28 protein-coding genes are annotated in these 23,755 nt (G+C 56.3%); 11 read left to right on the plus strand and 17 right to left on the minus strand.

Annotated elements, in window-relative coordinates; translation table 11 throughout:
* Positions 1 to 21: 21 nt before the first annotated feature.
* Positions 22 to 885, minus strand: a complete 864-nt coding sequence (rsmI, locus tag K5Y30_RS10580; protein WP_101762901.1) for a 16S rRNA (cytidine(1402)-2'-O)-methyltransferase — start codon at positions 883 to 885, stop codon at positions 22 to 24.
* Positions 886 to 947: 62 nt separating this feature from the next.
* Here rsmI and K5Y30_RS10585 point away from each other — a divergent pair, with 62 nt between their 5' ends.
* Genes K5Y30_RS10585 through dolP form a run of 4 tightly spaced genes read left to right on the plus strand, consistent with a single transcriptional unit; the run spans position 948 to position 4,514 of the window.
* Positions 948 to 2,972 carry a penicillin-binding protein activator gene (locus tag K5Y30_RS10585; protein WP_222211349.1) on the plus strand — a complete coding sequence of 675 codons (2,025 nt, stop codon included), beginning with the start codon at positions 948 to 950 and terminating at the stop codon, positions 2,970 to 2,972.
* Complete coding sequence (locus K5Y30_RS10590; RefSeq protein ID WP_008103534.1) at positions 2,930 to 3,325, plus strand: YraN family protein; 396 nt, start codon at positions 2,930 to 2,932, stop codon at positions 3,323 to 3,325. Before K5Y30_RS10585 ends, K5Y30_RS10590 begins: the two co-directional genes overlap by 43 nt.
* A gap of 14 nt (positions 3,326 to 3,339) precedes the next feature.
* A complete protein-coding gene (gene diaA / locus K5Y30_RS10595; RefSeq protein ID WP_007890352.1) occupies positions 3,340 to 3,927 on the plus strand; it encodes a DnaA initiator-associating protein DiaA in 588 nt (195 codons plus the stop codon).
* Between the two features lie 14 nt (positions 3,928 to 3,941).
* Complete coding sequence (dolP, locus tag K5Y30_RS10600) at positions 3,942 to 4,514, plus strand: division/outer membrane stress-associated lipid-binding lipoprotein (RefSeq protein ID WP_101762899.1); 573 nt, start codon at positions 3,942 to 3,944, stop codon at positions 4,512 to 4,514.
* 54 nt (positions 4,515 to 4,568) lie between these two features.
* On the opposite strand, the gene K5Y30_RS10605 is transcribed toward dolP, so the two are convergent.
* On the minus strand, positions 4,569 to 5,270 hold the full coding sequence (locus K5Y30_RS10605; protein WP_222211351.1) for a pirin family protein: 702 nt from the start codon (positions 5,268 to 5,270) through the stop codon (positions 4,569 to 4,571).
* Positions 5,271 to 5,399: 129 nt separating this feature from the next.
* Between K5Y30_RS10605 and K5Y30_RS10610 the strand changes: the two genes are divergently transcribed.
* Positions 5,400 to 6,299 (plus strand): LysR family transcriptional regulator, encoded by a 900-nt coding sequence (locus tag K5Y30_RS10610; RefSeq protein WP_101762897.1) that lies wholly within the window; start codon positions 5,400 to 5,402, stop codon positions 6,297 to 6,299.
* A gap of 137 nt (positions 6,300 to 6,436) precedes the next feature.
* On the opposite strand, the gene K5Y30_RS10615 is transcribed toward K5Y30_RS10610, so the two are convergent.
* From K5Y30_RS10615 to pmbA, 11 genes are all read right to left on the minus strand, one after another.
* A complete protein-coding gene (locus tag K5Y30_RS10615; protein ID WP_222211353.1) occupies positions 6,437 to 8,347 on the minus strand; it encodes a PRD domain-containing protein in 1,911 nt (636 codons plus the stop codon).
* Positions 8,348 to 8,371: 24 nt separating this feature from the next.
* On the minus strand, positions 8,372 to 9,109 hold the full coding sequence (locus tag K5Y30_RS10620; RefSeq protein ID WP_101762895.1) for a KDGP aldolase family protein: 738 nt from the start codon (positions 9,107 to 9,109) through the stop codon (positions 8,372 to 8,374).
* Positions 9,106 to 10,227, minus strand: a complete 1,122-nt coding sequence (locus K5Y30_RS10625) for a DgaE family pyridoxal phosphate-dependent ammonia lyase (protein WP_222211355.1) — start codon at positions 10,225 to 10,227, stop codon at positions 9,106 to 9,108. Before K5Y30_RS10625 ends, K5Y30_RS10620 begins: the two co-directional genes overlap by 4 nt.
* Positions 10,211 to 11,344: an amidohydrolase/deacetylase family metallohydrolase gene (locus tag K5Y30_RS10630; RefSeq protein ID WP_222211357.1), complete on the minus strand. Its 1,134-nt coding sequence runs from the start codon at positions 11,342 to 11,344 to the stop codon at positions 10,211 to 10,213. Before K5Y30_RS10630 ends, K5Y30_RS10625 begins: the two co-directional genes overlap by 17 nt.
* A 96-nt stretch (positions 11,345 to 11,440) precedes the next feature.
* The gene (locus K5Y30_RS10635) at positions 11,441 to 12,088 is read right to left on the minus strand and encodes a DUF4310 family protein (protein ID WP_222211359.1); all 648 of its coding nucleotides are present in this window, start codon (positions 12,086 to 12,088) and stop codon (positions 11,441 to 11,443) included.
* A gap of 12 nt (positions 12,089 to 12,100) precedes the next feature.
* On the minus strand, positions 12,101 to 12,877 hold the full coding sequence (locus K5Y30_RS10640) for a DUF4311 domain-containing protein (RefSeq protein WP_101762892.1): 777 nt from the start codon (positions 12,875 to 12,877) through the stop codon (positions 12,101 to 12,103).
* Positions 12,878 to 12,931: 54 nt separating this feature from the next.
* Positions 12,932 to 13,231, minus strand: a complete 300-nt coding sequence (locus K5Y30_RS10645) for a DUF4312 family protein (RefSeq protein WP_222211361.1) — start codon at positions 13,229 to 13,231, stop codon at positions 12,932 to 12,934.
* A gap of 2 nt (positions 13,232 to 13,233) precedes the next feature.
* Positions 13,234 to 13,590, minus strand: coding sequence for an SFCGS family glycine-rich protein (locus K5Y30_RS10650; RefSeq protein ID WP_008103553.1), 357 nt, complete (start codon positions 13,588 to 13,590; stop codon positions 13,234 to 13,236).
* Positions 13,591 to 13,607: 17 nt separating this feature from the next.
* Complete coding sequence (locus K5Y30_RS10655; RefSeq protein WP_007892186.1) at positions 13,608 to 13,946, minus strand: glycine dehydrogenase; 339 nt, start codon at positions 13,944 to 13,946, stop codon at positions 13,608 to 13,610.
* 253 nt (positions 13,947 to 14,199) lie between these two features.
* Positions 14,200 to 14,589 carry a cytochrome b562 gene (cybC, locus tag K5Y30_RS10660; protein WP_110867416.1) on the minus strand — a complete coding sequence of 130 codons (390 nt, stop codon included), beginning with the start codon at positions 14,587 to 14,589 and terminating at the stop codon, positions 14,200 to 14,202.
* A gap of 73 nt (positions 14,590 to 14,662) precedes the next feature.
* Positions 14,663 to 16,003: a metalloprotease PmbA gene (gene pmbA / locus K5Y30_RS10665; RefSeq protein ID WP_110867418.1), complete on the minus strand. Its 1,341-nt coding sequence runs from the start codon at positions 16,001 to 16,003 to the stop codon at positions 14,663 to 14,665.
* 116 nt (positions 16,004 to 16,119) lie between these two features.
* Between pmbA and yjgA the strand changes: the two genes are divergently transcribed.
* On the plus strand, positions 16,120 to 16,662 hold the full coding sequence (gene yjgA, locus K5Y30_RS10670) for a ribosome biogenesis factor YjgA (RefSeq protein WP_179452057.1): 543 nt from the start codon (positions 16,120 to 16,122) through the stop codon (positions 16,660 to 16,662).
* An 86-nt stretch (positions 16,663 to 16,748) separates the two neighbouring features.
* Here yjgA and mpl read toward each other — a convergent pair whose 3' ends face one another.
* Entirely contained in the window at positions 16,749 to 18,104 is a 1,356-nt protein-coding gene (gene mpl, locus K5Y30_RS10675; protein ID WP_222185347.1) for a UDP-N-acetylmuramate:L-alanyl-gamma-D-glutamyl-meso-diaminopimelate ligase, read from the minus strand.
* Between the two features lie 166 nt (positions 18,105 to 18,270).
* Here mpl and fbp point away from each other — a divergent pair, with 166 nt between their 5' ends.
* On the plus strand, positions 18,271 to 19,278 hold the full coding sequence (gene fbp / locus K5Y30_RS10680) for a class 1 fructose-bisphosphatase (protein ID WP_222211363.1): 1,008 nt from the start codon (positions 18,271 to 18,273) through the stop codon (positions 19,276 to 19,278).
* A gap of 26 nt (positions 19,279 to 19,304) precedes the next feature.
* Here the strand turns inward: fbp and K5Y30_RS10685 are convergent, their stop codons facing one another.
* Positions 19,305 to 19,583 carry a helix-turn-helix transcriptional regulator gene (locus K5Y30_RS10685; RefSeq protein WP_036648151.1) on the minus strand — a complete coding sequence of 93 codons (279 nt, stop codon included), beginning with the start codon at positions 19,581 to 19,583 and terminating at the stop codon, positions 19,305 to 19,307.
* 91 nt (positions 19,584 to 19,674) lie between these two features.
* Between K5Y30_RS10685 and K5Y30_RS10690 the strand changes: the two genes are divergently transcribed.
* The gene (locus tag K5Y30_RS10690; protein WP_222211365.1) at positions 19,675 to 19,947 is read left to right on the plus strand and encodes a helix-turn-helix domain-containing protein; all 273 of its coding nucleotides are present in this window, start codon (positions 19,675 to 19,677) and stop codon (positions 19,945 to 19,947) included.
* 103 nt (positions 19,948 to 20,050) lie between these two features.
* On the opposite strand, the gene K5Y30_RS10695 is transcribed toward K5Y30_RS10690, so the two are convergent.
* Positions 20,051 to 21,613: a methyl-accepting chemotaxis protein gene (locus tag K5Y30_RS10695; RefSeq protein ID WP_222211367.1), complete on the minus strand. Its 1,563-nt coding sequence runs from the start codon at positions 21,611 to 21,613 to the stop codon at positions 20,051 to 20,053.
* A 169-nt stretch (positions 21,614 to 21,782) separates the two neighbouring features.
* On the opposite strand from K5Y30_RS10695, the gene K5Y30_RS10700 reads away from it, so the two are divergent.
* From K5Y30_RS10700 to ppa, 3 genes are all read left to right on the plus strand, one after another.
* Positions 21,783 to 22,196, plus strand: coding sequence for a lysozyme inhibitor LprI family protein (locus K5Y30_RS10700; protein WP_101762885.1), 414 nt, complete (start codon positions 21,783 to 21,785; stop codon positions 22,194 to 22,196).
* Positions 22,197 to 22,266: 70 nt separating this feature from the next.
* On the plus strand, positions 22,267 to 22,716 hold the full coding sequence (locus K5Y30_RS10705) for a DUF441 domain-containing protein (RefSeq protein WP_064738397.1): 450 nt from the start codon (positions 22,267 to 22,269) through the stop codon (positions 22,714 to 22,716).
* Between the two features lie 100 nt (positions 22,717 to 22,816).
* On the plus strand, positions 22,817 to 23,347 hold the full coding sequence (gene ppa, locus K5Y30_RS10710) for an inorganic diphosphatase (RefSeq protein ID WP_007892166.1): 531 nt from the start codon (positions 22,817 to 22,819) through the stop codon (positions 23,345 to 23,347).
* Between the two features lie 53 nt (positions 23,348 to 23,400).
* Here ppa and K5Y30_RS10715 read toward each other — a convergent pair whose 3' ends face one another.
* On the minus strand, positions 23,401 to 23,754 hold the full coding sequence (locus K5Y30_RS10715; RefSeq protein ID WP_101762883.1) for a gamma-glutamylcyclotransferase: 354 nt from the start codon (positions 23,752 to 23,754) through the stop codon (positions 23,401 to 23,403).
* Position 23,755: the final 1 nt, after the last annotated feature.

Here is a 23,755-nt window from a genome sequence, read left to right on the forward strand (position 1 = left end):
TAGGCGATCTGCCAGCGTTTGTCACGCCTCTTGCTGCTCCAGCGCGTACTTATAAAGCGCGTTCTTCTTCACACCATGAATTTCCGCCGTCAGCGCAGCGGCTTTCTTCAATGGCAGCTCTTTTTGCAGCAGCGCCAGCGTGCGCAACGCCTCCGCTGGCAGCGCTTCTTCATCCGCTTTATGGCCTTCAACAATCAGCACCATCTCGCCTTTACGACGATTTTCATCTTCCTGCACCCACGCCAGCAACTCGCCGACCGGTGCGCCCTGAATAGATTCCCACGTTTTGGTGATCTCACGCGCCAGCACCACGTAGCGCTCGCCGCCCCACACGCTGACCATATCCTGCAGGCTATCGATCAGGCGATGGGTCGATTCGTAGAAAATCAGCGTACGCGGCTCTTCACCCAGCGCGCGCAGCACATCGCAACGTCCTTTGCTTTTGGCCGGTAGAAACCCTTCGTAACAGAAACGATCGGACGGTAACCCCGCCGCGCTTAATGCTGTAATCGCCGCGCAGGCACCTGGCAACGGCACCACGCGCACACCAGCCTCACGGCAGCGACGTACTAAATGGTAGCCGGGATCGTTGATTAACGGCGTGCCGGCATCGGAGACCAGCGCGATGCTCTGGCCCTCTTGCAGCTTAGCTAATAGCACCTCAGCTTTCTGCTGTTCGTTGTGGTCGTGAAGTGCGAAGAGTCGCGCATTGATGGCGAAATGTTGTAGCAACAGCCCGGTATGACGTGTATCTTCCGCTGCGACTAGATCGACGCTTGAGAGCACCGTCAACGCTCGTTGAGTGATATCACCCAGGTTACCGATCGGGGTAGGAACGATATAGAGCGTGCTGGCAGAAATCTCTGCCCGATCGAGTTGTTTCATTGTTTCATCCGAATTGCCGATTTAATATTGAGCATCTTGAAAAAAACATCACTGGATACAGTATGCTTCCTTCAAAAGTCGTACGTCATAAAGCAGGACGCTTAGTACCTGTTCTTCTCGCTGGGCTGATTTTAGCCGCCTGTAGTGGTCAGGGACCGCAACAAACCTCTAACGTCAATATTCAGGGTCCTGCGACTGGCCGGTCTGACTATTATCTGCAGCAGGTGCAGCAAAGCAGCGATGATAGCAAGACCGACTGGCAATTACTTGCCATCCGTGCCCTGTTGAAGGAAGGAAAGTATCCGCAGGCGGCGAATCAGCTCAATCAATTGCCGCAGCAGTTAAGCGAAGTGCAACAGCAAGAACTGCTGCTGCTGCGCGCGCAGATGCAGATTGGGCAGCAGGATTACACCGGTGCGCAACAGCTGCTGGGCCAGCTGAAAATCGGCGGCTTGTCGCAGGACCAGCAGGTGCGTTACTACGCGCTGCAAATCGCGGCGGCACAGAATCGCCCTTCACTCTCGCTGCTGCGTGCCTATATAGCGCAGGAGCCGCTGCTGAAAGGTGCCGATCACCAAAGCAATATCGATGCAACCTGGCAAGCGCTGACGCAGATGACCCAGGATCAGATCAACAGCCTGGTGATCAATGCTGATGAAAATACCCTGCAGGGCTGGCTCGATCTGCTGAATACCTGGCGCGCAAACAGCCAGGACCCACAAATGTTGAAAGCGGCGATTCAGGACTGGCAGACGCGTTATCCGCAGAACCCAGGCGCGAAGACACTGCCAACCCAGCTCAGCCAGGTGCAGAACTTCACCAAAGCGTCGACCAATACCATCGCGCTGCTGCTGCCGCTTAACGGCCAGGCGCAGGTGTTTGCCAATGCGATTCAGAAAGGCTTCACCGATGCGCGCAATGGCGTGCTCAATGCACCGGCACCGGCACCGCAAGCCGCGCCAGCGCCTACGACAGCCGATGCCAGCGCACAGCCGACCGCGGACGCCAATAGCGTGGTCAGCCCCGCCGTTGCAGATAACACACCGCCGCAAACCGAGCAGTCGCAGCCAGCCGCACAACCCGCCGCCGCACAGGGCAACAGCAATGCGCAGGTGAAAGTGTATGACACCAGCAGCCAGCCGATTGCGCAGGTGATGCAGCAGGCGCAGCAAGATGGCGCCACGCTGGTGGTCGGCCCGCTTCTAAAAAATGACGTTGAAACCGTCGCCAATAGTAACACGCCGCTTAACGTGTTGGCCCTGAACGAGCCAGAACAGATCCAGAACCATCCGAATATTTGTTACTTTGCGCTTTCTCCTGAAGACGAAGCACGCGATGCCGCGCACCATATCTACGAGCAAGGCAAACGCCAGCCATTATTGCTGGTGCCGCGCAGCAGTTATGGCGACCGTATCAGCAAAGCGTTCGCGCAAGAGTGGCAAACGCTGGGTGGCTCAACCGTGCTGCAGCAGCGTTTTGGCGGCGTCGGCGAACTCAAGCAAGGCATCAACAGCGGTGCGGGTATCGCGTTAAGCGGCACGCCGCTCAACGTTGAGCCTGCACAATCGCAGAGCGTGGCGATTGCTGGCCTGACGATTCCTGCACCGCAAACCAGCGCACCGGCGCCAACGGCCGATGCCAGCAGCGGTAGCGTTGATGCGGTGTACATCGTCGCCAGCCAGGATGAGCTGCAGCTGATCAAGCCGATGATTGCGATGCGCACCAGCAGCCGCAACAATACCGCGCTGTACGCCAGCTCACGCAGTGCGCAGGCGGGTGCAGGCCCGGACTTCCGTCTGGAGATGGATGGCCTGCAGTTCAGCGATATTCCGCTGCTGTCCGGTAGCAATCCGGGCTTAATGCAGCAGGCGGCGAAGTCGTTCAACAACGATTATTCGCTGGTTCGCCTCTACGCTATGGGCATTGATGCCTGGACGCTGGCGAATAACTTTAACCAGATGCGTCAGGTGCCTGGCTTTGCCATTGATGGCAACACCGGCAAGCTGAACGCCGACACGGATTGCGTGATCAACAGGAAGTTGGCATGGAACCAGTATCGTCAGGGACAGATCGTTCCGGTGCAGTAAACCGCCAGCGCATTGGCGCTGAGCAGGAACAACTGGCGCGTCGCTATCTGGAGCGCGCCGGGCTGCAGTGGTTTGCCAGCAATGTACGCTGTCGCAGCGGGGAAATTGACCTGATTATGCGCGACGCCGATTGCTGGGTATTTGTTGAAGTGCGCTATCGACGCGATGCGCGCTACGGCGGTGCCGCCGCAAGCGTAACGCGCCAGAAACAACAAAAGCTGCTGCGTGCCGCCGCGCTCTGGTTGCTGGCGCGTGGCGGCAGTTTTGATACGGTGAATTGCCGTTTTGACATCATTGCCATTACCGGGCGTGAGCTGGAGTGGCTGCCCGATGCCTTTAATGCCGATGGATAGAACCAGGTGGTCTTGTGCAGGACAGAATTAAAGCGTGTTTTACCGAAAGTATTCAGACCCAAATCGCCGCAGCCGAAGCGCTGCCCGATGCGATTTCCCGCGCCGCGATGACGCTGGTGCAGTCGCTGCTGAACGGTAACAAAATCCTTAGCTGCGGTAACGGTGCGTCGTCGGCGAATGCCCAGCATTTTGCCGCCAGCATGATTAACCGTTTCGAGACAGAGCGCCCTAGCCTGCCTGCGCTGGCGCTGAGCGCTGATAATGTGATGCTGACGGCGATTGGTAACGATCGTCTGCACGATGAAATCTACGCCAAGCAGGTTCGAGCGCTTGGTCAGGCTGGTGATGTGCTGCTGGCCATTTCCACCCGTGGCAACACCCGCGATATCGTCAAAGCGGTTGAAGCTGCGGTTACCCGCGATATGACCATCGTTGCGTTAACCGGCCACGACGGCGGTGAGCTGGCGGGCCTGCTCGGTCCGCATGATGTGGAAATTCGCATTCCATCACATCGCAGTGCGCGCATTCAGGAAATGCATATGCTGACGCTGAACTGCCTGTGCGATTTGATTGATAACACTTTATTCCCACACCAGGAATGACTGAAGGAGCTCAAATGAAAGCATTGAACGCTGTCGCCATTCTCTTAACCGCCATGCTGCTGCAAGGTTGTGTTGCCGTGGTTGCCGGCGGCGCTGCCGTCGCCACCAAAACCGCCACTGACCCGCGCACCGTGGGCACGCAGGTCGATGACGGTACGCTGGAGCTGCGCGTCTCGAACGCACTGGCAAAAGATGAACAGATCAAAAACCAGGCCCGCGTGGTTGTCACCGCTTATCAGGGCAAAGTGCTGCTGACCGGCCAGTCGCCAACCCCGGATCTGGCAAGCCGTGCCAAACAGATCGCCATGGGCGTTGATGGGGCCACCGAGGTGTATAACGAAATCCGTAATGGACAGAAAGTCAGCCTCGGCACCTCGTCATCGGATACCTGGATCACCACCAAAATCCGCTCGCAGCTGCTGGGCAGCGATCAGGTGAAATCCTCCAACGTGAAAGTGACCACCGAAAACGGTGAAGTGTTCCTGTTGGGACTGGTTACTGCAGAAGAAGCGAAGGCGGCGGCCGATGTTGCCAGCCGGGTGAGCGGCGTGAAGCACGTGACTACGGCCTTCACCATTCTCAAATAAGCGTTACAGCAAAGCATCAGGGCGACTTCGGTCGCCCTTTTTTGTGCGTGAGGGTTAGGCGGGAAGGTCAATCACCAGCGCGCGCAGCGGCGTTCTGGCCTGCAGGCTAATCTGGTCCTCATCGCTGAGAAACGCGCCGTCGCCGCAGCCTAGCGGCTGCTGGTTGGCGCTGCTGGCCTGCACATCCAGCGAACCATGGATCGATTGCAGATAAGCGCGCGGTCCGTGCAATTTCACCGTGTGCTGCTCACCCGGCGCTAGCGTCACCTGATGCACCCAAACCTGCTGGCGCAACTGCAGGCTGCCCTGCGCGCCATCGGGCGAGGCGATCAGTACGCTGGTTTGTTGCGGCAGGTCGAGCTTCTGCAACAGCGGGTTTTCACGTTCCGGACAGGCCGCCAGCCACAGTTGCATGCGGGTTAACGGGCGATCTTTGCTGATGTTGATTTCGCTGTAATTCACGCCCTGACGCGCAGAGAGCAGCATCGCCTCGCCTTCACGCGCCACCAGATGATTGCCTTCGCTGTCGCGATACTCGGCTTCACCTTGAAGCACCAGATTCAGCACATCGACCTGCGGATAACTGCGCGGCTGGAATGCGGCGCCCGGTGCCAGAATTTCCTGGTTGAGTACGCGCAGTGACGCGTAGCCCATTAATTTTGGATCGAAATAGTGGCCAAATGAGAAGCTGTAGCGCGCCTGCAACCAACCGAAATCGGCCTGGCCACATGCGGACGCGCAGCGGGTTGTCATCATGATAATCCTCCGACGCGCTGCGGTGAGAACCGACCGCAGGCTTGATAGGATTATGGTAAAAGTCTGGACGCCGGATTGTAAGCCAGTTAATCTGCCTGGCATGTTCAAATTTACTGACAGAGAATCGGCATGGCAAAAGACCGCGCGTTAACCCTTGAAGCTTTACGTGTGATGGATGCTATTGACCGTCGTGGCAGCTTTGCCGCCGCGGCCGATGAACTGGGTCGCGTCCCTTCCGCGCTGAGTTACACCATGCAGAAGCTGGAAGAGGAGCTGGATGTGGTGCTGTTTGATCGTTCCGGCCACCGCACCAAGTTCACCAACGTGGGCCGCATGCTGCTGGAACGGGGCCGCGTGCTGCTGGAGGCCGCCGATAAGCTCACCACCGATGCCGAAGCGCTGGCGCGCGGTTGGGAAACGCATCTCACCATTGTTGCCGAGGCGCTGGTGCCTTCCGAGCGTTTATTCCCGCTGGTTGAGAAGCTGTCAGAAAAAGCCAATACGCAAATTTCTCTCATCACGGAAGTATTAGCCGGTGCCTGGGAAAGGCTGGAACAGGGCCGCGCCGATATCGTGATTGCCCCGGATATGCACTTCCGCGCCTCAACCGAAATCAACACCCGCAAGCTGTACAGCACGATGAGCGTCTACGTTGCCAGCCCGGATCATCCAATTCATCAGGAAGCTGAGCCGCTGTCAGAAGTGACGCGCGTGAAGTATCGCGGTATCGCGGTGGCGGACACCGCGCGCGAGCGCCCGGTGTTGACGGTGCAGTTGCTGGATAAGCAGCAGCGTCTGACGGTAAGCAGCATGGATGATAAACGCCGCGCGCTGCTGGCCGGTTTGGGTGTGGCGACCATGCCGTATCCGATGGTGGAGCAGGATATCGCCGAAGGTCGTTTACGCGTGGTGAGCGCCGAGTATACGCGCGAAGTGGACATTATTATGGCGTGGCGCCGCGACAGCATGGGCGAAGCCAAAGCCTGGTGTTTGCGTGAGATTCCGAGGTTACTGGCGAAACGCGGGTAGATTGTGCGGGGTTTCCCCCTCCTCGGTCCTCCCCCATAAATGGGGGAGGAAGATGCTGCCACATGTTAGTGATGAAGCTGCATCTCCTTCCCCCGCTTGCGGGGGAAGGCCGGGATGGGGGACAGCACGCACAACCCTTACAGCCGACTCAAACAATCGATCGCTACCGCTTTAAAACTGACAAAATCCGTGCAATCACGCAGCCGCGTCATCGCCCTTTCGCGCAGGAAGGTGACGAACAGATCGTAAATCGCCATCGCCTCTTCGTATTCACTCTTGCTGATCGCCAGCAGGAAAATCACCGATGCTGTCTCCTCGCCCCAGCTTACGCCATGGGGCGCCAGCACCGTGTAGACCACGGTTTTCTGCGCCAGCAGTCCGAGTGAATGCGGCAGCGCGATGCCTTCGCCGAGCAGGGTGCTGACAATCGCTTCGCGCTCCTCAACCGACGGATAGAAATCCGCATCGACAAAACCTTCGCCCTCCAGCTGATCGCACAGCAGACGGAACAGCTCTGACTGCGCCATCGGCTTATCCAGCACCATAAAGTGCTGCGCATCGAAGTACTTCTCCAGCATGTACGGGCGCGTGCGATCCACCAGCACCAGCTTGCCGAGCTGCTCCAGCTGGAACTCAGTTGGGAACGGCGACATCACCGCAATCGGCTTGTTCTTCTCGCTGAGCCGCGCGGTGGAGATCACGAAGTCTTCATCAATATGCTCACGCAGTTCATAGTCGCGCTGCGACAGCCGCGCCGTCACCACCAATTGCGGGTATTTGCGCAGCAGCAGCGCCTCAATCATGCGCAGCGTGGAGTTGCCGCTGTCACACACCAGCAGCACCTGCGGATGGCGCTGATAGCCGACGTCGTAATGCCTCTCCAGCCCGACGCCAATGTGCAGCACCAGAAAACCGATCTCGTTCTCACTGATAGTGTAAGGGGTGTATTTACCCCAGCTGGTCACCGCCGCCAGCGTCACATCGTAGGCCATTGGATAGTGCTGTTTGATGTTGCTCAGCAGCGGATTGGGGATATGGATTTGGTAGCGCACCCGCGTGATCATGGTTTTGATATGGGTGAGCAGATCGGCGCGCAGCTGCTCGTCGTGCTGCAGCCGATAGTTATAATGCGTGTTGATGTAGTTCAGCAGGTAATCGACCAGCGCATCGGCGTCGTCGGCGTTAATGGTGCTCGGTGCCAGCGCCTGAATCTGGCGCGCGGCGATGTTGACCCGCAGCCAGTTCTCTTCCGCCTGTGAAATCGGTTTGCCGACCAGCGGACGCATCAGATTAATCAGGTCGTGCGCCGCTTCGCGCACTTCCTCGCCCACATCTTCCGCACCCGGATCGTTGAGCGGGAAACCTTCGCTGATGCGTCGCACCGCCACCGCGCAGTAGATTTGCAGATAGCGATCGCCCTCATCGCTGAGACGAATGGCGTGCTGGGCAAAGCACTGTTGCAGCAAAGGTTCGAGCTGCGCCAGGATGCCGCTGTGCAGCGCTTCTACCGTCAGCAGCGGGCTGTCCGGCGTCTCCTGATCGATCTGCCACAGCAGGTCGGTTAAGCAGGTGCGGATCGCCGCCTCGCTGCCGAACAGCTTCATGCCGTAATGCGGTTTGGTTTCGATATTGAGGTGATAGCGGCCCAGCCATTCGCGCACCTCCGCCATATCACTTTGCAGCGTGGCGCGACTGACAAACCACTCTTCCGACAGATCTTCCAGCTTGATCGAATACGCCGCAGTAAGAAAGCGCGTCAGCAGATAGCGCACGCGCTCCTGCGAGGTACGCGGCACGCGCAGCGGCGTGGCGCTCTCTTGCTGTAAGCGGCCAAAGCGCGCCGCATCGTCAATTTTGAGTTGATATCCCGCGCCGCGCGCCAGCACAAACTGCGCGCCGTGCTGTTCCAGCAGCGCGTTCAGCGCGGTGATATCGGTGCGCACCGTGCGCGTTGAAACGGAAAAGCGACGTGCCAGCTCATCCTGCGGCAGCGTTTCATTTTGCAGCGCAGCGAAAAGCTGAGTCAGACGCTGATTGGGAAATCTCACGGAGCCTCACCTGTTACTCATTTGTTACAGCAGTTTCTTGCACGTTGCCAGAAGCTGACGTACATCGTCAATGCGCGTGTCGCCGCTTGCGCTATCGATAATCGAACTGTAAACGTGCGGGATCACTTTGCTAACGCCTGCATCGAGCGCAATACGCACAATCTCTTCGAAGTTATTGAGATCGATGCCGCCGGTGGGTTCCAGCCAGAAGTCGTGACGCGCGCAGGCTTCCGCCACCGCGCGATACTCATTTACCGCTTTCAGGCCGCCCATCGGAAAGTATTTCACCGAGCTGCCGCCCATGTCCTGCAACATGGCGATGGCGCTGTCGATCGGTACAATCGCGTCGGCGTTCTTCGAGCTGCGCGGTCCGGTGGAGATTTTCACCAGGCCCGGCGTGCCGGTCGGTGAAATCAAACCATTTACCACGGTTTGATTCTGGCCGAGCAGCGCACGGCTGGTCGCCACGCCGGTGAAGACCTGATTGACGTGCTGCGGTTGCAGCACCGCCGAGATCTCACTCACCATCGCCGACTGGTTGGGATCGCCCGCGCCCAAACCCACGGATAACGCATTGTCGATCAGCGCCGCATACTCGCGCATATCGGCAATGGCTTCTTCGTTGCTGGCGTAGTTTTTTGACAGCACGCCCACCAGCACATGGCCTTCAGCCGCCTGCCAGATCGCTTTGGCGTTCTGCTTCGAACCGGCCAGCACGTTAAGGCACAGGCGATCCTGATAGAAATTCGGGTTCAGACTCATGCGTGTTTTCCTCCGCTGATCAACGCCTGAATAGCGCTAAAGATGATGTGCAGCTGATCGGCGCTAACGCTGCGCACATCGGCTTCGATAATGCCTTCGTTGGCTTTGTAGCCACGGAAATAGATGGCGATGTCGCCAGTTTTCAGCGCCTGCACCAGTTCGCCAGTCGGCCAGCCGGTGACCGCTTCATCAAACTTGATCTCGGCACGCGCAATATCGCGTCCGGCGGCATCCCACACCACGCGGGCGGTGACGCCGTTCAGCTTGTTAAGGTTGTCGATAAACGGCGTCATGTTGGCCACCATCTCGGCACCGGTGGTTTTTGGCTGCACCAGATAGTTTTCAATCGCCTGCGTCAGCCCGAGAATGCCCTCTTTGCCGACTTTCATCGCGCGGCCAATGCCGTTGCTCTGGCGTTTCACCCACTCAACGTATTGCGTACGACCAATCACTAAGCCGCTGGTCGGCCCTTCAATCGCCTTGGCGCCGCTGTAAATCACCAGATCCGCGCCCATTTGGTAGTAGCACTGCAAATCTTCTTCCGCTGCCGCATCAACGATCAGTGGAATGCCGTGCTTGCGCGCCACTACCGCTGCCTGCTCCACGCTAAGATGGCTTTTCTGCACGCAGTGGTGCGATTTGATGTACATCAGCGCCGCTGTGGTCGGCGTGATTGCCGCCGCCAACTGCTCTGGCGAACATTCGTTGCTGTAACCGACTTCGATCAAACGCCCGCCGCCCAGCGCCACCATCGTGCCAACCGGCGCGCCGAAGTTCACGTTGTGCCCTTTTGGCACCACGATATCGTGCGGCACGCTGAGCGGTGCGGCGTGCAGGTTCTCCAGCAGCCAGTCGTTATCTTTAACAATCACCGCCGCCACGCTCTGCGCAATGCCCGCCGAGGCGCACGCCACCACCACCGCGCTCTCCACGTCCAGCAGTTTGGCGATGTAAGCGCCGGTCTTGTTGACCAGATCTTTCATCTCGAAATAGTGATTCAGACCGTAGCTGACGGTATCCACCACATCCGCAGACGGCGTGGAGACGCCGAGAATGGTCATGCGGCCCGAGGCGTTGATGACCTGTTTCAGGTCATATTTTTCATAGATCGAAGACATGATTCGCTTTCCCTTCATCAGTCAGATGCCAGTGACCGGCGATAACCACGGCCAGCGGCAGAATATGTTGTTCACCTAATACCCGTTCGCCTTCAGCATCAACGAACGGGCAGGCTTCCTCTTTGACGGTAAAAATGGTCAGGTCGGCGTCATAACCGGCGGTCAAGCGCCCTTTGCCCGCCAGACGCAGGCCAGCAGCGGCATTAACGGTGACGCACTCGACGATTTGCGGCAGCGTCATGCCAATGCTGAAGAATTTCGACATCACGTGCGCCAGGCTATGCACCGGGCCGTTGATGCGGTTACGACAGTAAATGTCGGAGCTGATGGTGTCGGGCAGAATGCCCTGCGCAATCGCCTGACGCGCCACCTCAAAACTGAAGCTGGCGCCGCCGTGGCCGATATCCAGCTTCACGCCGCGCGCGATGGCATTTTTCACCGCTGCTTTCAGTTCGCCCTGCGGTGACAAGATACGGTTCGGCTTGCCGTTAAAGCAGTGGGTAATGATGTCGCCGGAGGTCAGCAGATCGGCGATCTCTTCCAGCACTGGCGGATTGTTGCCAATGTGCACCATCAGCGGCAAGTTTCCGGCTGCCTGCTGAATCGCCTTGGCCCGCACCAGCGGCTGAATGCCGTTCTCGCCCACCACGCTGCTGCTCATGCGCGCTTTCAGGCCAACGATAAAGTCGGGACGGCGTTTCACCGCCTGCACCACCGCATCGCCATCAATCTGCGCCATATCGGCCAGCTCGTTTTGCGTCACAATGCCGGTGCGTGAAATGTTGATTAGCGCGCGTACTTCGGTGGTAGCCGAACGCGTGAGCTGATAAAAGTCGTCGATGTCGTCAGCGCCGGTGCTGCCGGCATCCACCACCGTGGTGACGCCTTGCGCCATGCCAATGGTGTCGGCGTCGTCGTGATAAATCGGGGATTTGGGATAACAGTGCACGTGGCTGTCAATCCAGCCAGCGCTGACGTAGTAACGTCCCGCGAGATCGCGCTCCTGCTGTGCCGGGCCGCTCACCTCGCCGACGGCGGCAATTTTGCCGTGCTGGATGGCAATATCCACCAGCAGTTCGTCGCACAGACGTGCGCGGCGCAGAATCAGATCAAACATGCTTACTCCTTACTCATTAAGGTGCGCATAAATGCGCACCCTACGAAAATCGCTCCAATCCGCCGTAGAGTCGCCATTCATGGCAACCGTCCAGCATCAGAGTGAGATTGGGAATATCGCACCCAACACCATCGCGCCCAAAATCGCGCCGCCGGTAATAGGCTTATTCCACAGGTAGAACAGCAGCGCGCCCACCAGCGAACCGAGACCAATTGGAATCGACGCCGCCATGGCCGACAGGATAATCAGCGGCCCGAGGAAACGGCCCGATGCGTTACCCGCGCCCATCATCACGTCTGCGCCGTAGGTTGAGTCGCTCTGGTTGATGGTGAACTTACGCGCCAGGATGATCAGATAACCTATCGCCAATCCCACCACCAAACCCGTCGCCAGCGAGGCAGCAAAGTTGGCGACCGGGAACACGATGCCCGCACCAAGCAGCAGCGCAGGCACGCCGAGGCCGACGCCGGTCTGGATCGCGCCGCCAATATCGAGAATCCCCACCAGCGAGCCTTCGATAATGCGTGCAAACAGGAAGCTGGCACCAAACGCCGCCACTGCGCCATACACGCCGGTTTCCATACCGGAGCGCAGCATCGAGACAAACGCCACTTCGTTAAAAGCACCAATGCCGTACAGGTAATACATGTGCGTACCGGCAAATACGCCGGAAGAGAGCAGGCCAACAAAAATCGGGAAAGACCAGTCGGCGTACCAGAACCCTTTGTTTTCGTTCTCGTTCATGCTGATGGCTCCTTATTTGCCGCTGACGCTGTTGTGGATCATATCCAGCCAGCCCGGAATACCCAGCTGGAAGGATTGCAGCAGTTTCAGATCGAAACCGCGGAAGAAGCCGCTCAAGGCAAACAGCAGCACGATGGCAAACATCATCACCTTGGTGACTTTGTTCCAGCCGCTCTCTTCCACACCCTTACCGATCAGGATGCCCAGCACCAAACCCGGTACGGCGTTACCCATGATCAGCTGCGCCAGACCGCCAAAAATGGTGGCCCAGAAGCCAGATTTCTTACCGGCATCAATCGCTGCCAGCCAGAAGATCACTGGCATCACGGTATTCACCAGCAGGTTAGCCGCCGGCACCAGCACTTTTACTGCGGTAACCTGCAGCGCCGCCGGAACTGCAGACGCTGTGCTGTTAAGGAAGGCCACCACAATCATGCCGATGATGCCGCAGGCAATCGCCATGCGTTTCGGGTTGTGCAGCGTTTCCGCCACGTTGCGGTTTTTCACCATCAGTGCCGCCGCGCCCCAGTTCGGCAAAATGCGGTGATCGACGTCCTGCGTGAAGGAACCCGCTGCCACGGATGATGCCCAGGCGTTAAAGAAGAAGCCGAGACCAAAGGAGAAGTGCGATGCCGGATCGCCTTCACAGGAATTGAGTTCTCCCAAGGTACGGAACGCGCCCATACCTTGTGTGGTCGGTGCGTGGAACATGCGCGCTGCGCCCGCTCCCACCCCGACGCCAACCAATCCGCCAATGATTAACGACTTAAACAAAATGATTAAAAACATATTGTTGACCCTTTGTTGTCGTTTTTACCCTACACAGTGCGATGTCGGGCGGTTCTATGGGGTCGCTGCGAATTCCACCTTGTCGGTATCGATCACAGTGACGCTAACAGTAATGTCCAGCTCAACGCTGTAATTCCGTCGCTCACGCGCGAGGAAGAAGAACAGAAACTTCTCCTTTCGCACGCTCTCCTGCGCGCGCAGCACCCGCACATCCATGGGTTCAATGCGCAACAGAATCTTTTGGCTGGTGCGCAGCACTTGCTGCTGCACCTTGCTCAGCGCATCGGCAAAGGCTTTTGCTTTACTGTCGCCTTTGCCCTGCACCGTTACCTGCGTCTCGTATTGCTGTTTCATACTTAGCTGCCGTGTTTTTTAGTCCAGGCCTGCACCAGACGCTCACCCAGCTCTTCTTTATCCATAAAGCCGAAGCCCAGCACGGTGGCACCTTCATTGATGGCGGTAACGCCTTCGTCAATCGAACGCATCCCGTGTTTGGCTTTGTAGCCATATTTGTTCTGCGCGGTAATCGCACCGGCACCGCCGCTGCCGCAGAAGGAGATGCCGAAATCGGCGTTTTCCGCTTTCATCACGTCGCCCAGCTTCATGTCGGCTGCCACGCCCGGCACCACCACCGCACGACCACCGGCTTTCTCGATGCCCGCTGCTACTTTCTGACCTTTACCCAGACGATCGCCAATCACTACAGTTACCATGTTCAATTCCTCGCAATTTATGCTTCGTTCGATTTCGCCACTTCGATATGGACGGACAACAACCAGGCTTCCTCTTTGGGCAGATTGCCAAACAGATCCACCACCTGCTGCGCCAGCGCCATGGTTTCCGGCGAGATATCTTCAAACAGCTCAGCTTCTACTTCCGGTAGCGCTTCACCCGTTAAAGAGCGCGATGCCATCGCCCGGACATGCGAAGCCAGCATCTGCTGCTGCACGGCATTGGCTTCGATGTGATGTGCGGCGTAGATCGCTGCAATTTGGCTTAACACCTTATCCGCCAGCGCCTGAATCGCTTCCGGCGTGCTCTGTTTCAGCGGGACAGCTTCACTCCTCACCTTGTTACTCCTGTTTACAGCGGACAATTACAGATATTTCTCGTTGATAAGAAAGTACGCTTTCGCCTTGAGGCTGTTGAGTCGCAACTTTTCCACCTCAAAGTGGAAATCCCGCGGGCGAGTGTGCGCCAGATCTCAGGACGCACGAAGTGTGCGAAAGCGGTCACAAAATGCGAGAAGTGATGGATTTAGGCGGATTAAAACGGAGAGAAAGCAAAGAGGAATAAGGCCAGCCACGGGGCTGGCCGGGTTATCAGCGGAATTTCTTATGGTTGGCGTTGCGAATATCTTCCAGTTTCTTCGCTTCGGCCTTGGCTTCGTCCAGCTTGTTGGCTTGCGCCAACTGATCAACCACATCGATCTGGGCAATCAGCGAATCCAGACCGGCGTGATAATCCTTGATCTGCGCGCTATCGGCCGCCTGACCTTCCAGTTTTTCCGGCGTGGATTGCTTAGCATCCGTTGCCGCCTGGCGCATCTTACCCAACGCGGTATGCATTTCCTGCGCGTCAGAGGTTTTCTTCACCACGCTCAGACCATCCTTGAGCGTATCCATATCTTTTTCTAAATCGGCTGCAAACACGCTAGCCGAGGAGAACAACAGCGATAACGACAACACTGCAATCACATGCTTATTACGCATTGGTATGTCCTTTTATTATTGTCGGGCCAAAAAAAAAGCAGCCTTGCGGGCTGCTTTCAGAAAGCGATGACTCTTATTGTCCGGCGATTTTCATCTCCGGCAGCAGCACCGATCCGCATTGTATATTGCTGCGGGTTTCAATGTCGTTACCGACGGTTACCATATTGAGCCACATCTCCTTGAGGTTGCCGGCGATTGTGATCTCGCTCACAGGATATTGAATCTCACCGTTTTCCACCCAGAATCCGGATGCGCCGCGTGAATAGTCGCCGGTCATGCCGTTGATGCTGGAGCCCATCATCTCGGTTACCACTAAACCGGTGCCCATCTGCTTCAGCAGGTCGTCAAAGCTGTGGCCCTGACCGGCAATACGCCAGTTGTGGATGCCGCCTGCGTGGCCGGTGCTCTGCAAGCCGAGCTTGCGCGCCGAGTAGCTGGTCAACAGCCAGTTCTGCAGCACGCCATCTTTAATGATGTCACGCGATTGGGTGCGCACGCCTTCGCTGTCGAACGGCGTGGATGCCAGGCCTTTCAGCAGGTGCGGATGCTCTTCAATGGTCAGCCACTCCGGCAGAATCTGCTTACCGAGCGAATCAAGCAGGAAGGTCGATTTGCGGTACACGCTGCTGCCGCTGATCATGCCCACCAGATGACCAAACAAACCGGTCGCCACTTCTGGCGCGAAGATCACCGGCGCTTTCATGGTCGAAAGCTTGCGCGGTGCCAGACGCGACAGCGTGCGGCGGGCGCACTCGGCGCCAACCCATTCCGGGCTTTTCAGATCGTCAAAAGCGCGGCCAATGGTATATGCGTAATCGCGCTCCATATTGCCGTCCTGCTCGGCAATCACACAGCTGGAGAGCGAATGGCGGCTGGAGCAGTAGCTCTGCAACATGCCGTGGCTGTTACCAAACACTTTGATACCAACGTGGCTGTTGAAGCTGCCGCCTTCGGTGTTGGTGATGCGCTTGTCGGCCTGCAACGACGCTTGTTCCGCCTGAGCGGCCAGTTCGATAGCGCGATCGGCATCGATCTCCCACGGATGGTAGAGATCGAGATCCGGCGCGTCAAACGCCAGCAACTCGGGATCGGCCGGTGCGCCAAATGGATCCACCGAGGTGTAGCGCGCAATGTCGATCGCCGCCTGCACGGTGCGTTTGATCGCGTCCGGGCTGAGATCGGTGGAGGAAGCGCTGCCTTTACGGTTTTGATGGTAGACGGTGATGCCGAGCGCACCATCGCTGTTGAATTCGACGTTTTCCACTTCGCCATAGCGGGTACTGACGCCGATGCCGGTGGTTTTCGTGACCGCCACTTCAGCGCCATCGGTGCTGGCTTTTGCCAATTCCAACGCCTGCGCGACAGCCTGTTCCAACACTTTACGTTGTTCTGCAACCTGAGTAGATACGTTCATCGACCTGCCGTCTAATCTTAAGTATGAATGGATTGAGTCTATCAGACTCAGAGAACAATTTCGCAGTCGCCCGATAAACTGGTAGGATTAGCCTCTTTTTTTTAGGGAGCCAAGAGATGACCAAGCAGCCCGAAGACTGGCTCGACGATGTGCCGGATAATAATGACGAAGAAGATGAAGAGATTATCTGGGTCAGCAAAAGCGAAATTAAGCGCGATGCCGAAGAGCTAAAACGCCTTGGCGCCGAGCTCGTTGAGTTGGGAAAAAACTCCCTCGACAAAATCCCTCTCGACGAACAACTGCGCGACGCGATTGAACTGGCGCAGCGCATCAAGAAAGAAGGTCGTCGCCGTCAGCTGCAGCTGATCGGTAAGATGTTGCGTTCACGCGATGAAGATCCGATTCGCCAGGCGCTGGATAAGCTGAAGAACCGTCACAACCAGCAGGTTGCGCTGTTCCATAAGCTGGAGATTTTGCGCGATCGTTTGATCGAGCAAGGTGATGACGCGGTCGCTGAAGTGTTTAACCTCTATCCGCATGCCGATCGTCAGCAACTGCGCAGCATGATCCGTAACGCGCAGAAAGAGAAAGCCACTAACAAGCCACCAAAGTCCGCCCGCCTGATTTTCCAGTATCTGCGCGAGTTGGCAGAAGCTTAAGCTTTCTGCGGACATGAAAAAGGTCGGCATGAATGCCGACCCTACGATGTGCCGTTGTAGGGTGGCCATTGATGGCCACCGCACAATCAACGCCCTAACCGCTCCAGCAGTTTCTGGTGAATCCCACCAAACCCGCCGTTGCTCATCACCAGAATCGAATCGCCTGGCTGGGCTTTCTTCGCCACCATTTCCACCAGCGTATCGATATCCGCGCTCCACTGCGCCGGCTGAATGCACGCCTCGGCCACATCGGAAACCTGCCACGGAATATGGTGCGGCTGGAACAGGAACACTTCATCTGCGCGGCCCAGCGATGGCGCTAACTCGTTCTTGCTCACGCCCATCTTCATGGTATTAGAGCGCGGCTCCAGCACCGCCAGAATGCGTGCCGTGCCGCCCACTTTGCTGCGCAGCGCCGCCAGCGTGGCGAGAATCGCGGTAGGATGGTGAGCAAAATCGTCGTACACCTTGATGGCATTCACTTCACCACGCAGTTCGAGACGACGACGCGCATTGATGAAGCTGCTCAACGCTTCACCGGCATCCACCGGTTTCACCCCAACATGACGCGCCGCCGCAATCGCCATCAGGCCATTGTGCATGTTGTGCTCGCCCACCAGCGCCCAGTTCACTTCGCCGACTTTCTCGCCGTCGAGCCAGATCTCCCAATGTGAAGAGTCCGGCGTCAACTTTTTCGCCTGCCATTGACCGTTATCGCCCACGGTTTCCTGCTCGCTCCAGCAGCCCATCGCCATCACTTGCTTGATGTTGTTGTCGTGCTCCGGCAGCAGGATCTTGCCCTGGCCCGGCACGATACGGATCAAATGATGGAACTGCTTCTGGATGGCGCGCAGATCGTCAAAGATATCCGCGTGATCGAATTCGAGGTTGTTGAGGATCAGCGTGCGCGGGCAGTAATGCACAAACTTGGAACGCTTGTCGAAGAACGCGCTGTCGTACTCATCCGCTTCGATGACGAAGAATGGACTTTTTCCTAATTTTGCCGAAACCTCGAAGTTTCCTGGCACACCACCAATGATAAAGCCCGGTTCCAGGCCGCAGGCCTCGAGAATCCACGCTGCCATGCCGGCTGTGGTGGTTTTGCCGTGGGTTCCCGCCACCGCCAGCACCCAACGATCGCGCAGGACGAAATCGTGCAGCCATTGCGGGCCAGAGAGGTAAGGAATGTTGCGTTCCAGTACCGCTTCGACACAAGGATTGCCGCGCGTCATCGCGTTACCAATGATCACCAGATCCGGTTGCGGATCGAGCTGGCTGGCATCGTAACCTTCAGTCAATTCAATGCCTTGCTGTTCCAGCAACGTGCTCATCGGCGGATAGACATTGGCGTCTGAGCCGGTCACTTCGTGTCCCAGCGAGCGCGCCAGCATCGCCAGTCCGCCCATGAAAGTGCCACAAATCCCGAGGATGTGAATACGCATAAAGAGATCCATTACTCAAAAGTTCGGCGCACAGTGTAACGCCGAGTTGAGAGGGAAGAAACGGATTAGGACTATGGTTTTTAAAGTTCAATCGGCTAAACTGCGCTCATACGTTGGTAGCTTGTTACAGCTGCTGCCACTCCATCGTAGATGCAGGGAATGTGTTATGAAAACGTTAGGCGAATTCATCGTCGAGAAGCAACACGACTTTCCACACGCCACAGGTGAACTGACGGCGCTGATTTCTTCCATTAAGCTTGGCGCTAAAATTATCCACCGCGACATCAACAAAGCGGGTCTGGTGGATATTCTGGGTGCCAGCGGCGTGGAAAACGTGCAGGGTGAGCAGCAGATGAAGCTTGATCTGTTTGCCAACGAAAAGCTGAAAGCCGCCCTGAAAGCACGCGGCGTGGTGGCCGGTATCGCGTCGGAAGAAGAAGACGAGTTCGTTATCTTCGAAGGCTCAGAGAATGGCAAATACGTTGTATTAATGGATCCGCTGGACGGTTCTTCAAACATCGACGTTAACGTTTCCGTCGGCACCATTTTCTCTATCTACCATCGCATCAGCGAGCCGGGCACGCCAATCACCGAAGCCGACTTCATGCAGCCGGGCAACAAGCAGGTTGCTGCGGGTTACGTGGTTTACGGTTCTTCGACCATGATGGTTTACACCACCGGCGTGGGCGTGCATGCGTTTACTTACGATCCGTCGCTCGGCGTATTCTGCCTGAGCCACGAGCGCATGACCTTCCCGGAGAAGGGTTACACCTACTCGATCAACGAAGGTAACTACATTCGCTTCCCGCAGGGTGTGAAGAAATACCTGAAGTTCTGTCAGGAAGAAGATATCGCCACCAAGCGCCCGTATACCTCGCGCTATATTGGTTCACTGGTGGCCGATTTCCACCGTAACCTGCTGAAAGGCGGCATCTATCTCTATCCAAGCACCGCCAGCCACCCGAAAGGCAAGCTGCGTCTGCTGTACGAATGCAACCCAATGGCCTTCCTGGCGGAGCAAGCGGGCGGTAAAGCCAGCGATGGTGCCAATCGGATCCTCGACATCCAGCCAGAAACGCTGCATCAGCGCTGCCCGTTCTTCTGCGGCAACGACGCAATGGTAGGCGACGTTGAACGCTTTATCCGTGAATATCCGGACGACCATTCAGTGTAATACTTTTCCGCTTTACCAAGCCCGCCTTAGTGCGGGCTTTTTGTTTTCATATTTCTGATTTTGGCCTGGCGATCAATTAACGCGCCATCTTCCGCATAATAACGACTCGGCCAAATTTCTGCGGGTGAAATACCAATCGCTTCGGCAATTAATAATTCTCCTTTTGGCCAAGGCCGCACTAATGCATTGGCGAGCGTGGTTGAGCATAATCCAGATTGCCGCGACACCGCCGCCATTGAAGTTCCTTTCTTTCGTAGAGCAGCAATAATATCGGCAGGATGCCAGTCTTGTTTTGCATTATTCACGTAACTCTCCTTAGTCCGCTTATCTGTTCTATTTACGATACTACGTTACTCGTAGTATCTGACAAGCAGTAAATCTACGATTCTCGTAGCCATGAAATCGACCTCCTCTCTCCAGCTAACCTTCCAAAGACGCTTGAAACAAGCACGTCTGGCTAAAGGTTTATCGCAAAAAGGATTGGGGATTGCGGCGGGGATCGATGAGTTTGTTGCCAGCACGCGAATTAATCGTTACGAGAATGGAATTCATCAGGTTGATTTGGATACAGCGCAGCGATTGGCGGACGTATTAGAAATACCCGCAGCCTATTTTTATGCCGAAGACGATGCGCTAGCCGAAATCATTCGCACGCATAAGAATAATTAATTTCCGGCTAAATAATTCACTGCGTCTAAATACGTGCTGCGATAAATTGATTATTGGGTCGCTATTTATAGCGACCCAACTTATTTCACACCTATTAACTTCATTACGCTGCAGATACGCGGAATTGCGCCATCGAATCCTGCAACTGCTGCGACTGCGCTTCCAGCGATTGGGTTGCAGCGCTGGCCTCTTCGACTAATGCGGCGTTCTGCTGCGCGGCTTCATCCATCTGCGTCACCGCCTGATTCACCTGTTCGATACCGCGACTCTGCTCTTCTGAGGCGATAGAAATCTCTTTCATCAGCGTGGTGACGCGCATCACTTCACTGGAGATCTCATCCATGGTTTCGCCAGCGCGCGTAGCCATATCGCTGCCTTCTTGCACCCGCGTCTGCGATTCTGCGATGAGCTCGCGGATCTCTTTGGCGGCGGTGGCGCTGCGACCAGCCAGCGTGCGCACTTCATTAGCGACCACGGCAAAACCGCGCCCTTGTTCACCGGCACGCGCGGCTTCAACCGCAGCGTTCAGTGCCAGGATGTTGGTCTGGAAGGCAATGCCATCAATTACGCTGAGGATGTCGCCAATGCGATTGGCGCTTTGGGTGATCTCCTGCATCTTCTCCATCACGTAGCCGACCACTTCGGCACCGCGATCGGCGCTGTCGGAGACATTGCTGGCGAGCTGATTGGCCTCTTTGGCGTTGCTGGCATTGAGACGCACGGTAGCGGTGAGCTGCTCCATGCTGGCGGCGGTTTGTTCCAGCGAAGCGGCGGACTCTTCGGTACGCTGCGAGAGATGCACGGTGCCTGCCGCTAACTCGCGGCTTCCCACATCAATCTGCAAGCTGGCTTCGCGCACCTGACTTACCGAACTGCTGAGCGCCAGCTGCATATTCCCCAGCGCCTGATTGAGACGGCCTAACTCGTTCTTTCCGGCGGCTGGCAGCGGCTGGGATAAATCGCCCGCCGCAATTTGCTCCAGATGCAGAATCGCGCCGTCGAGTGGACGCAGCAGCAGACGACGCAGCAGTTGCCAGGCAATGACGATCAGCAGTAGCGTCAACGCCATCGCCACACCAATCATGATTTTCATCTGCAGTTCATTGCGTGCAGCTTGCGCCAGGCGCGAAGCTGAGACTTCATCAGCATAAACGCCAAAATCATGCACTGCTTTCGCGTAGTTGCTTGCCAGCGTTGAAAGATTGCCTTCCAAAACCTGATAATATTCATCGGTATACTGCTTTTGTAACGCATCCATCATCGGCACGATGGCGCCCTTGTGATAGGCAGCGAACGAAGTAGCCACGGCATCGGCGAGGATTTTACCCTTAGCCGTTACCGTTCCGGCATCAATAAAGGCTTTCAGATGACGCTGGGAGCTGGTGACATCCTCCTCAGCTTGTTTGGTGACGCTGGCGCCATCATCCAGTAATCCGATTTCGATTTTGCGCACGGCCAATGCGGCGCTGCCGCGCGCGCGCATGAGATCGGCGTTGCTTTGGTACAAACTGTTCAGTTCGATTCCCTGAATGCGGTTTATGGCATCCAGTGATTGATTGCCTGCGTTGATGGCAGAAATGCCCATCGCGCTGACTGCCAGCAGCAGCAGCGTCATAAAAGCCAAAAGCGTGAGTAATGCAGTACGAATTGATAGCTGTTTGAACATGATTATCCCCGTTTGCAAGAAAAGGCAGAAATCCGCTGGCCCTAAAACGGAAAGATTATCGGCAGTTGATCGGGGAAACTTTATCCATTGTTGATGGTCAATTGGCTGACGATCACCCAGACTTCACTTTTACTGAACTCTGCCTCAGCAAAATTTAAGGATTGAAACGATGAAAAAATGGCTCCCGATGGCGTGTTTGTTGGTCAGCGGTTTTGCGGCGGCGCAACAAAACCCTATCGATCAGCAGCTCGATCAGTGTCTGAATAAGGAATCCAGCACCGCCGGTATGTCTCAATGCTACGGCACCGCCAATAAAGCCTGGGATAAAGAGATGAACGCGCAGTACACCCAAGCGATGAAAAAATTAACCGGCGCGCCTAAAGACAAATTGCGCAGTGCTCAGCGAGCGTGGCTGACCTATCGCGACAGTTGGCTGGATGCCAGCCGCAGCTATTTTGTTAGCAGCCAGGGCACGATGGCCGCGTTGTCAGTTGGTGCGCAGGGCGTCAGTCTGGTGCGTAATCAGGCGCTGATGTTGCAATCAATTAACAAAGGCAGTTGCGCCAACCCCGACGATTGTTGATTAATGTAAGCGTTTAATACGCTTAGCGCTGGCATCGGCCAGCGCGCCCATTGATCTGCAGGGAGAAACCATGGCTGCTTATGCCTCCACCATCATTCTTGTTTGCCTCGCCGTCCTCAGCTATTTCGTTCATAACAGCGCCGTTACCATCTCGATTCTGATCCTGCTGGCGATCAAGCTCACCCCGCTGTCGCAATTCTTTCCCTATGTGGAAAAACAGGGCATTCAGATTGGCATCATCATCCTCACCGTTGCGGTGATGGCGCCGCTGGCCAGCGGTACGCTGCCGGCTTCTTCGCTGTTGAAATCGTTCGCCAACTGGCAATCGATTATCGCGATTGTGGTGGGGATTTTCGTTGCCTGGCTGGGCGGACGCGGCGTGAACTTTATGAGCGTGCAGCCGTCGGTGATTGGTGGGCTGTTGATTGGTACGGTGATTGGCGTGGCCTTCTTCCGTGGTGTGCCGGTTGGACCACTGATTGCGGCGGGGATCGTCTCGCTGTTTGTCACGGCGAAGTAGCGGGTTGGAGCATTCCGAAACGCCAAAAAGGGGGCATACTTTCAGAGTCAGTTGGCTATAATAGCCGTCACTCAACATATGACTAATGAAGGAAAGCCAGATGAGTTTGAACCAGGTGCCTGCAGGTAAAGAGTTGCCAGAAGATATCTACGTTGTCATTGAGATCCCGGCTAACGCCGATCCGATCAAATATGAAGTCGACAAAGAGTCTGGCGCCCTGTTTGTAGACCGTTTCATGTCTACCGCCATGTTCTATCCGTGCAACTACGGTTACATCAACCACACGCTGTCTCTGGATGGTGACCCGGTTGACGTGCTGGTGCCAACCCCTTATCCGCTGGTGCCGGGCTCAGTGATCCGCTGCCGTCCCGTTGGCGTGCTGAAAATGACCGATGAGTCTGGCGAAGATGCCAAACTGGTTGCGGTTCCGCACACCAAGCTGAGCAAAGAGTACGATCACATCAAAGATGTGAACGACCTGCCAGAGCTGCTGAAAGCGCAGATCACCCACTTCTTCGAGCACTACAAAGATCTGGAAAAAGGCAAATGGGTGAAGGTTGATGGCTGGGACAACGCAGAAGCGGCTAAAGCTGAAATCATCGCCTCTTACGAGCGTGCGCAGAAGAAATAAGATTCTTTTCTGCCACGCATAAAAAAACACCGTCCAATGGACGGTGTTTTTATTTATGCCTCTGTTTCGCCATCTCGCCTTAACCAGTCACCGCTCGCGATATGCGTGCGACCCGCGACTGAACGCTGATAGACATACAGCCAGGCACTGCCGTAAGGCGTCTGAATAAGCTGGCGTTTGTATTCGCCATTTTTGGTGCGCAAGGCATCCAGTTCGCCGAGCGTGCTGGCGTCAATGCGATACACCTCGCAATAAACGCTGCCTTCTCCTTCCACCACGCCCGGATAGTGACCCAGATTGTAGAGATCAAACCCCACAATCTGATGGTCGCCGAGCCACTGCGCATTCGTCATCCAATGACTGTTTCCCTGTTTGCGCCGTAAACTGCCATAGACAATTATTCGCATT

It is taken from the genome of Pantoea sp. DY-5 (assembly GCF_019795955.1).
GTDB classification, from domain to species: Bacteria; Pseudomonadota; Gammaproteobacteria; order Enterobacterales; family Enterobacteriaceae; genus Pantoea; species Pantoea leporis.

Excerpts from the sequence above, each read along its gene's own strand:
- rsmI (WP_101762901.1), bottom strand. The coding sequence starts at position 885 with ATGAAACAACTCGATCGGGCAGAGATTTCTGCCAGCACGCTCTATATC.
- K5Y30_RS10585 (WP_222211349.1), top strand. The coding sequence starts at position 948 with ATGCTTCCTTCAAAAGTCGTACGTCATAAAGCAGGACGCTTAGTACCT.
- K5Y30_RS10590 (WP_008103534.1), top strand. The coding sequence starts at position 2,930 with ATGGAACCAGTATCGTCAGGGACAGATCGTTCCGGTGCAGTAAACCGC.
- dolP (WP_101762899.1), top strand. The coding sequence starts at position 3,942 with ATGAAAGCATTGAACGCTGTCGCCATTCTCTTAACCGCCATGCTGCTG.
- K5Y30_RS10605 (WP_222211351.1), bottom strand. The coding sequence starts at position 5,270 with ATGATGACAACCCGCTGCGCGTCCGCATGTGGCCAGGCCGATTTCGGT.
- K5Y30_RS10610 (WP_101762897.1), top strand. The coding sequence starts at position 5,400 with ATGGCAAAAGACCGCGCGTTAACCCTTGAAGCTTTACGTGTGATGGAT.
- K5Y30_RS10620 (WP_101762895.1), bottom strand. The coding sequence starts at position 9,109 with ATGAGTCTGAACCCGAATTTCTATCAGGATCGCCTGTGCCTTAACGTG.
- K5Y30_RS10625 (WP_222211355.1), bottom strand. The coding sequence starts at position 10,227 with ATGTCTTCGATCTATGAAAAATATGACCTGAAACAGGTCATCAACGCC.
- K5Y30_RS10630 (WP_222211357.1), bottom strand. The coding sequence starts at position 11,344 with ATGTTTGATCTGATTCTGCGCCGCGCACGTCTGTGCGACGAACTGCTG.
- K5Y30_RS10635 (WP_222211359.1), bottom strand. The coding sequence starts at position 12,088 with ATGAACGAGAACGAAAACAAAGGGTTCTGGTACGCCGACTGGTCTTTC.
- K5Y30_RS10640 (WP_101762892.1), bottom strand. The coding sequence starts at position 12,877 with ATGTTTTTAATCATTTTGTTTAAGTCGTTAATCATTGGCGGATTGGTT.
- K5Y30_RS10645 (WP_222211361.1), bottom strand. The coding sequence starts at position 13,231 with ATGAAACAGCAATACGAGACGCAGGTAACGGTGCAGGGCAAAGGCGAC.
- K5Y30_RS10650 (WP_008103553.1), bottom strand. The coding sequence starts at position 13,590 with ATGGTAACTGTAGTGATTGGCGATCGTCTGGGTAAAGGTCAGAAAGTA.
- cybC (WP_110867416.1), bottom strand. The coding sequence starts at position 14,589 with ATGCGTAATAAGCATGTGATTGCAGTGTTGTCGTTATCGCTGTTGTTC.
- pmbA (WP_110867418.1), bottom strand. The coding sequence starts at position 16,003 with ATGAACGTATCTACTCAGGTTGCAGAACAACGTAAAGTGTTGGAACAG.
- yjgA (WP_179452057.1), top strand. The coding sequence starts at position 16,120 with ATGACCAAGCAGCCCGAAGACTGGCTCGACGATGTGCCGGATAATAAT.
- mpl (WP_222185347.1), bottom strand. The coding sequence starts at position 18,104 with ATGCGTATTCACATCCTCGGGATTTGTGGCACTTTCATGGGCGGACTG.
- fbp (WP_222211363.1), top strand. The coding sequence starts at position 18,271 with ATGAAAACGTTAGGCGAATTCATCGTCGAGAAGCAACACGACTTTCCA.
- K5Y30_RS10690 (WP_222211365.1), top strand. The coding sequence starts at position 19,675 with ATGAAATCGACCTCCTCTCTCCAGCTAACCTTCCAAAGACGCTTGAAA.
- K5Y30_RS10695 (WP_222211367.1), bottom strand. The coding sequence starts at position 21,613 with ATGTTCAAACAGCTATCAATTCGTACTGCATTACTCACGCTTTTGGCT.
- K5Y30_RS10700 (WP_101762885.1), top strand. The coding sequence starts at position 21,783 with ATGAAAAAATGGCTCCCGATGGCGTGTTTGTTGGTCAGCGGTTTTGCG.
- K5Y30_RS10705 (WP_064738397.1), top strand. The coding sequence starts at position 22,267 with ATGGCTGCTTATGCCTCCACCATCATTCTTGTTTGCCTCGCCGTCCTC.
- ppa (WP_007892166.1), top strand. The coding sequence starts at position 22,817 with ATGAGTTTGAACCAGGTGCCTGCAGGTAAAGAGTTGCCAGAAGATATC.
- K5Y30_RS10715 (WP_101762883.1), bottom strand. The coding sequence starts at position 23,754 with ATGCGAATAATTGTCTATGGCAGTTTACGGCGCAAACAGGGAAACAGT.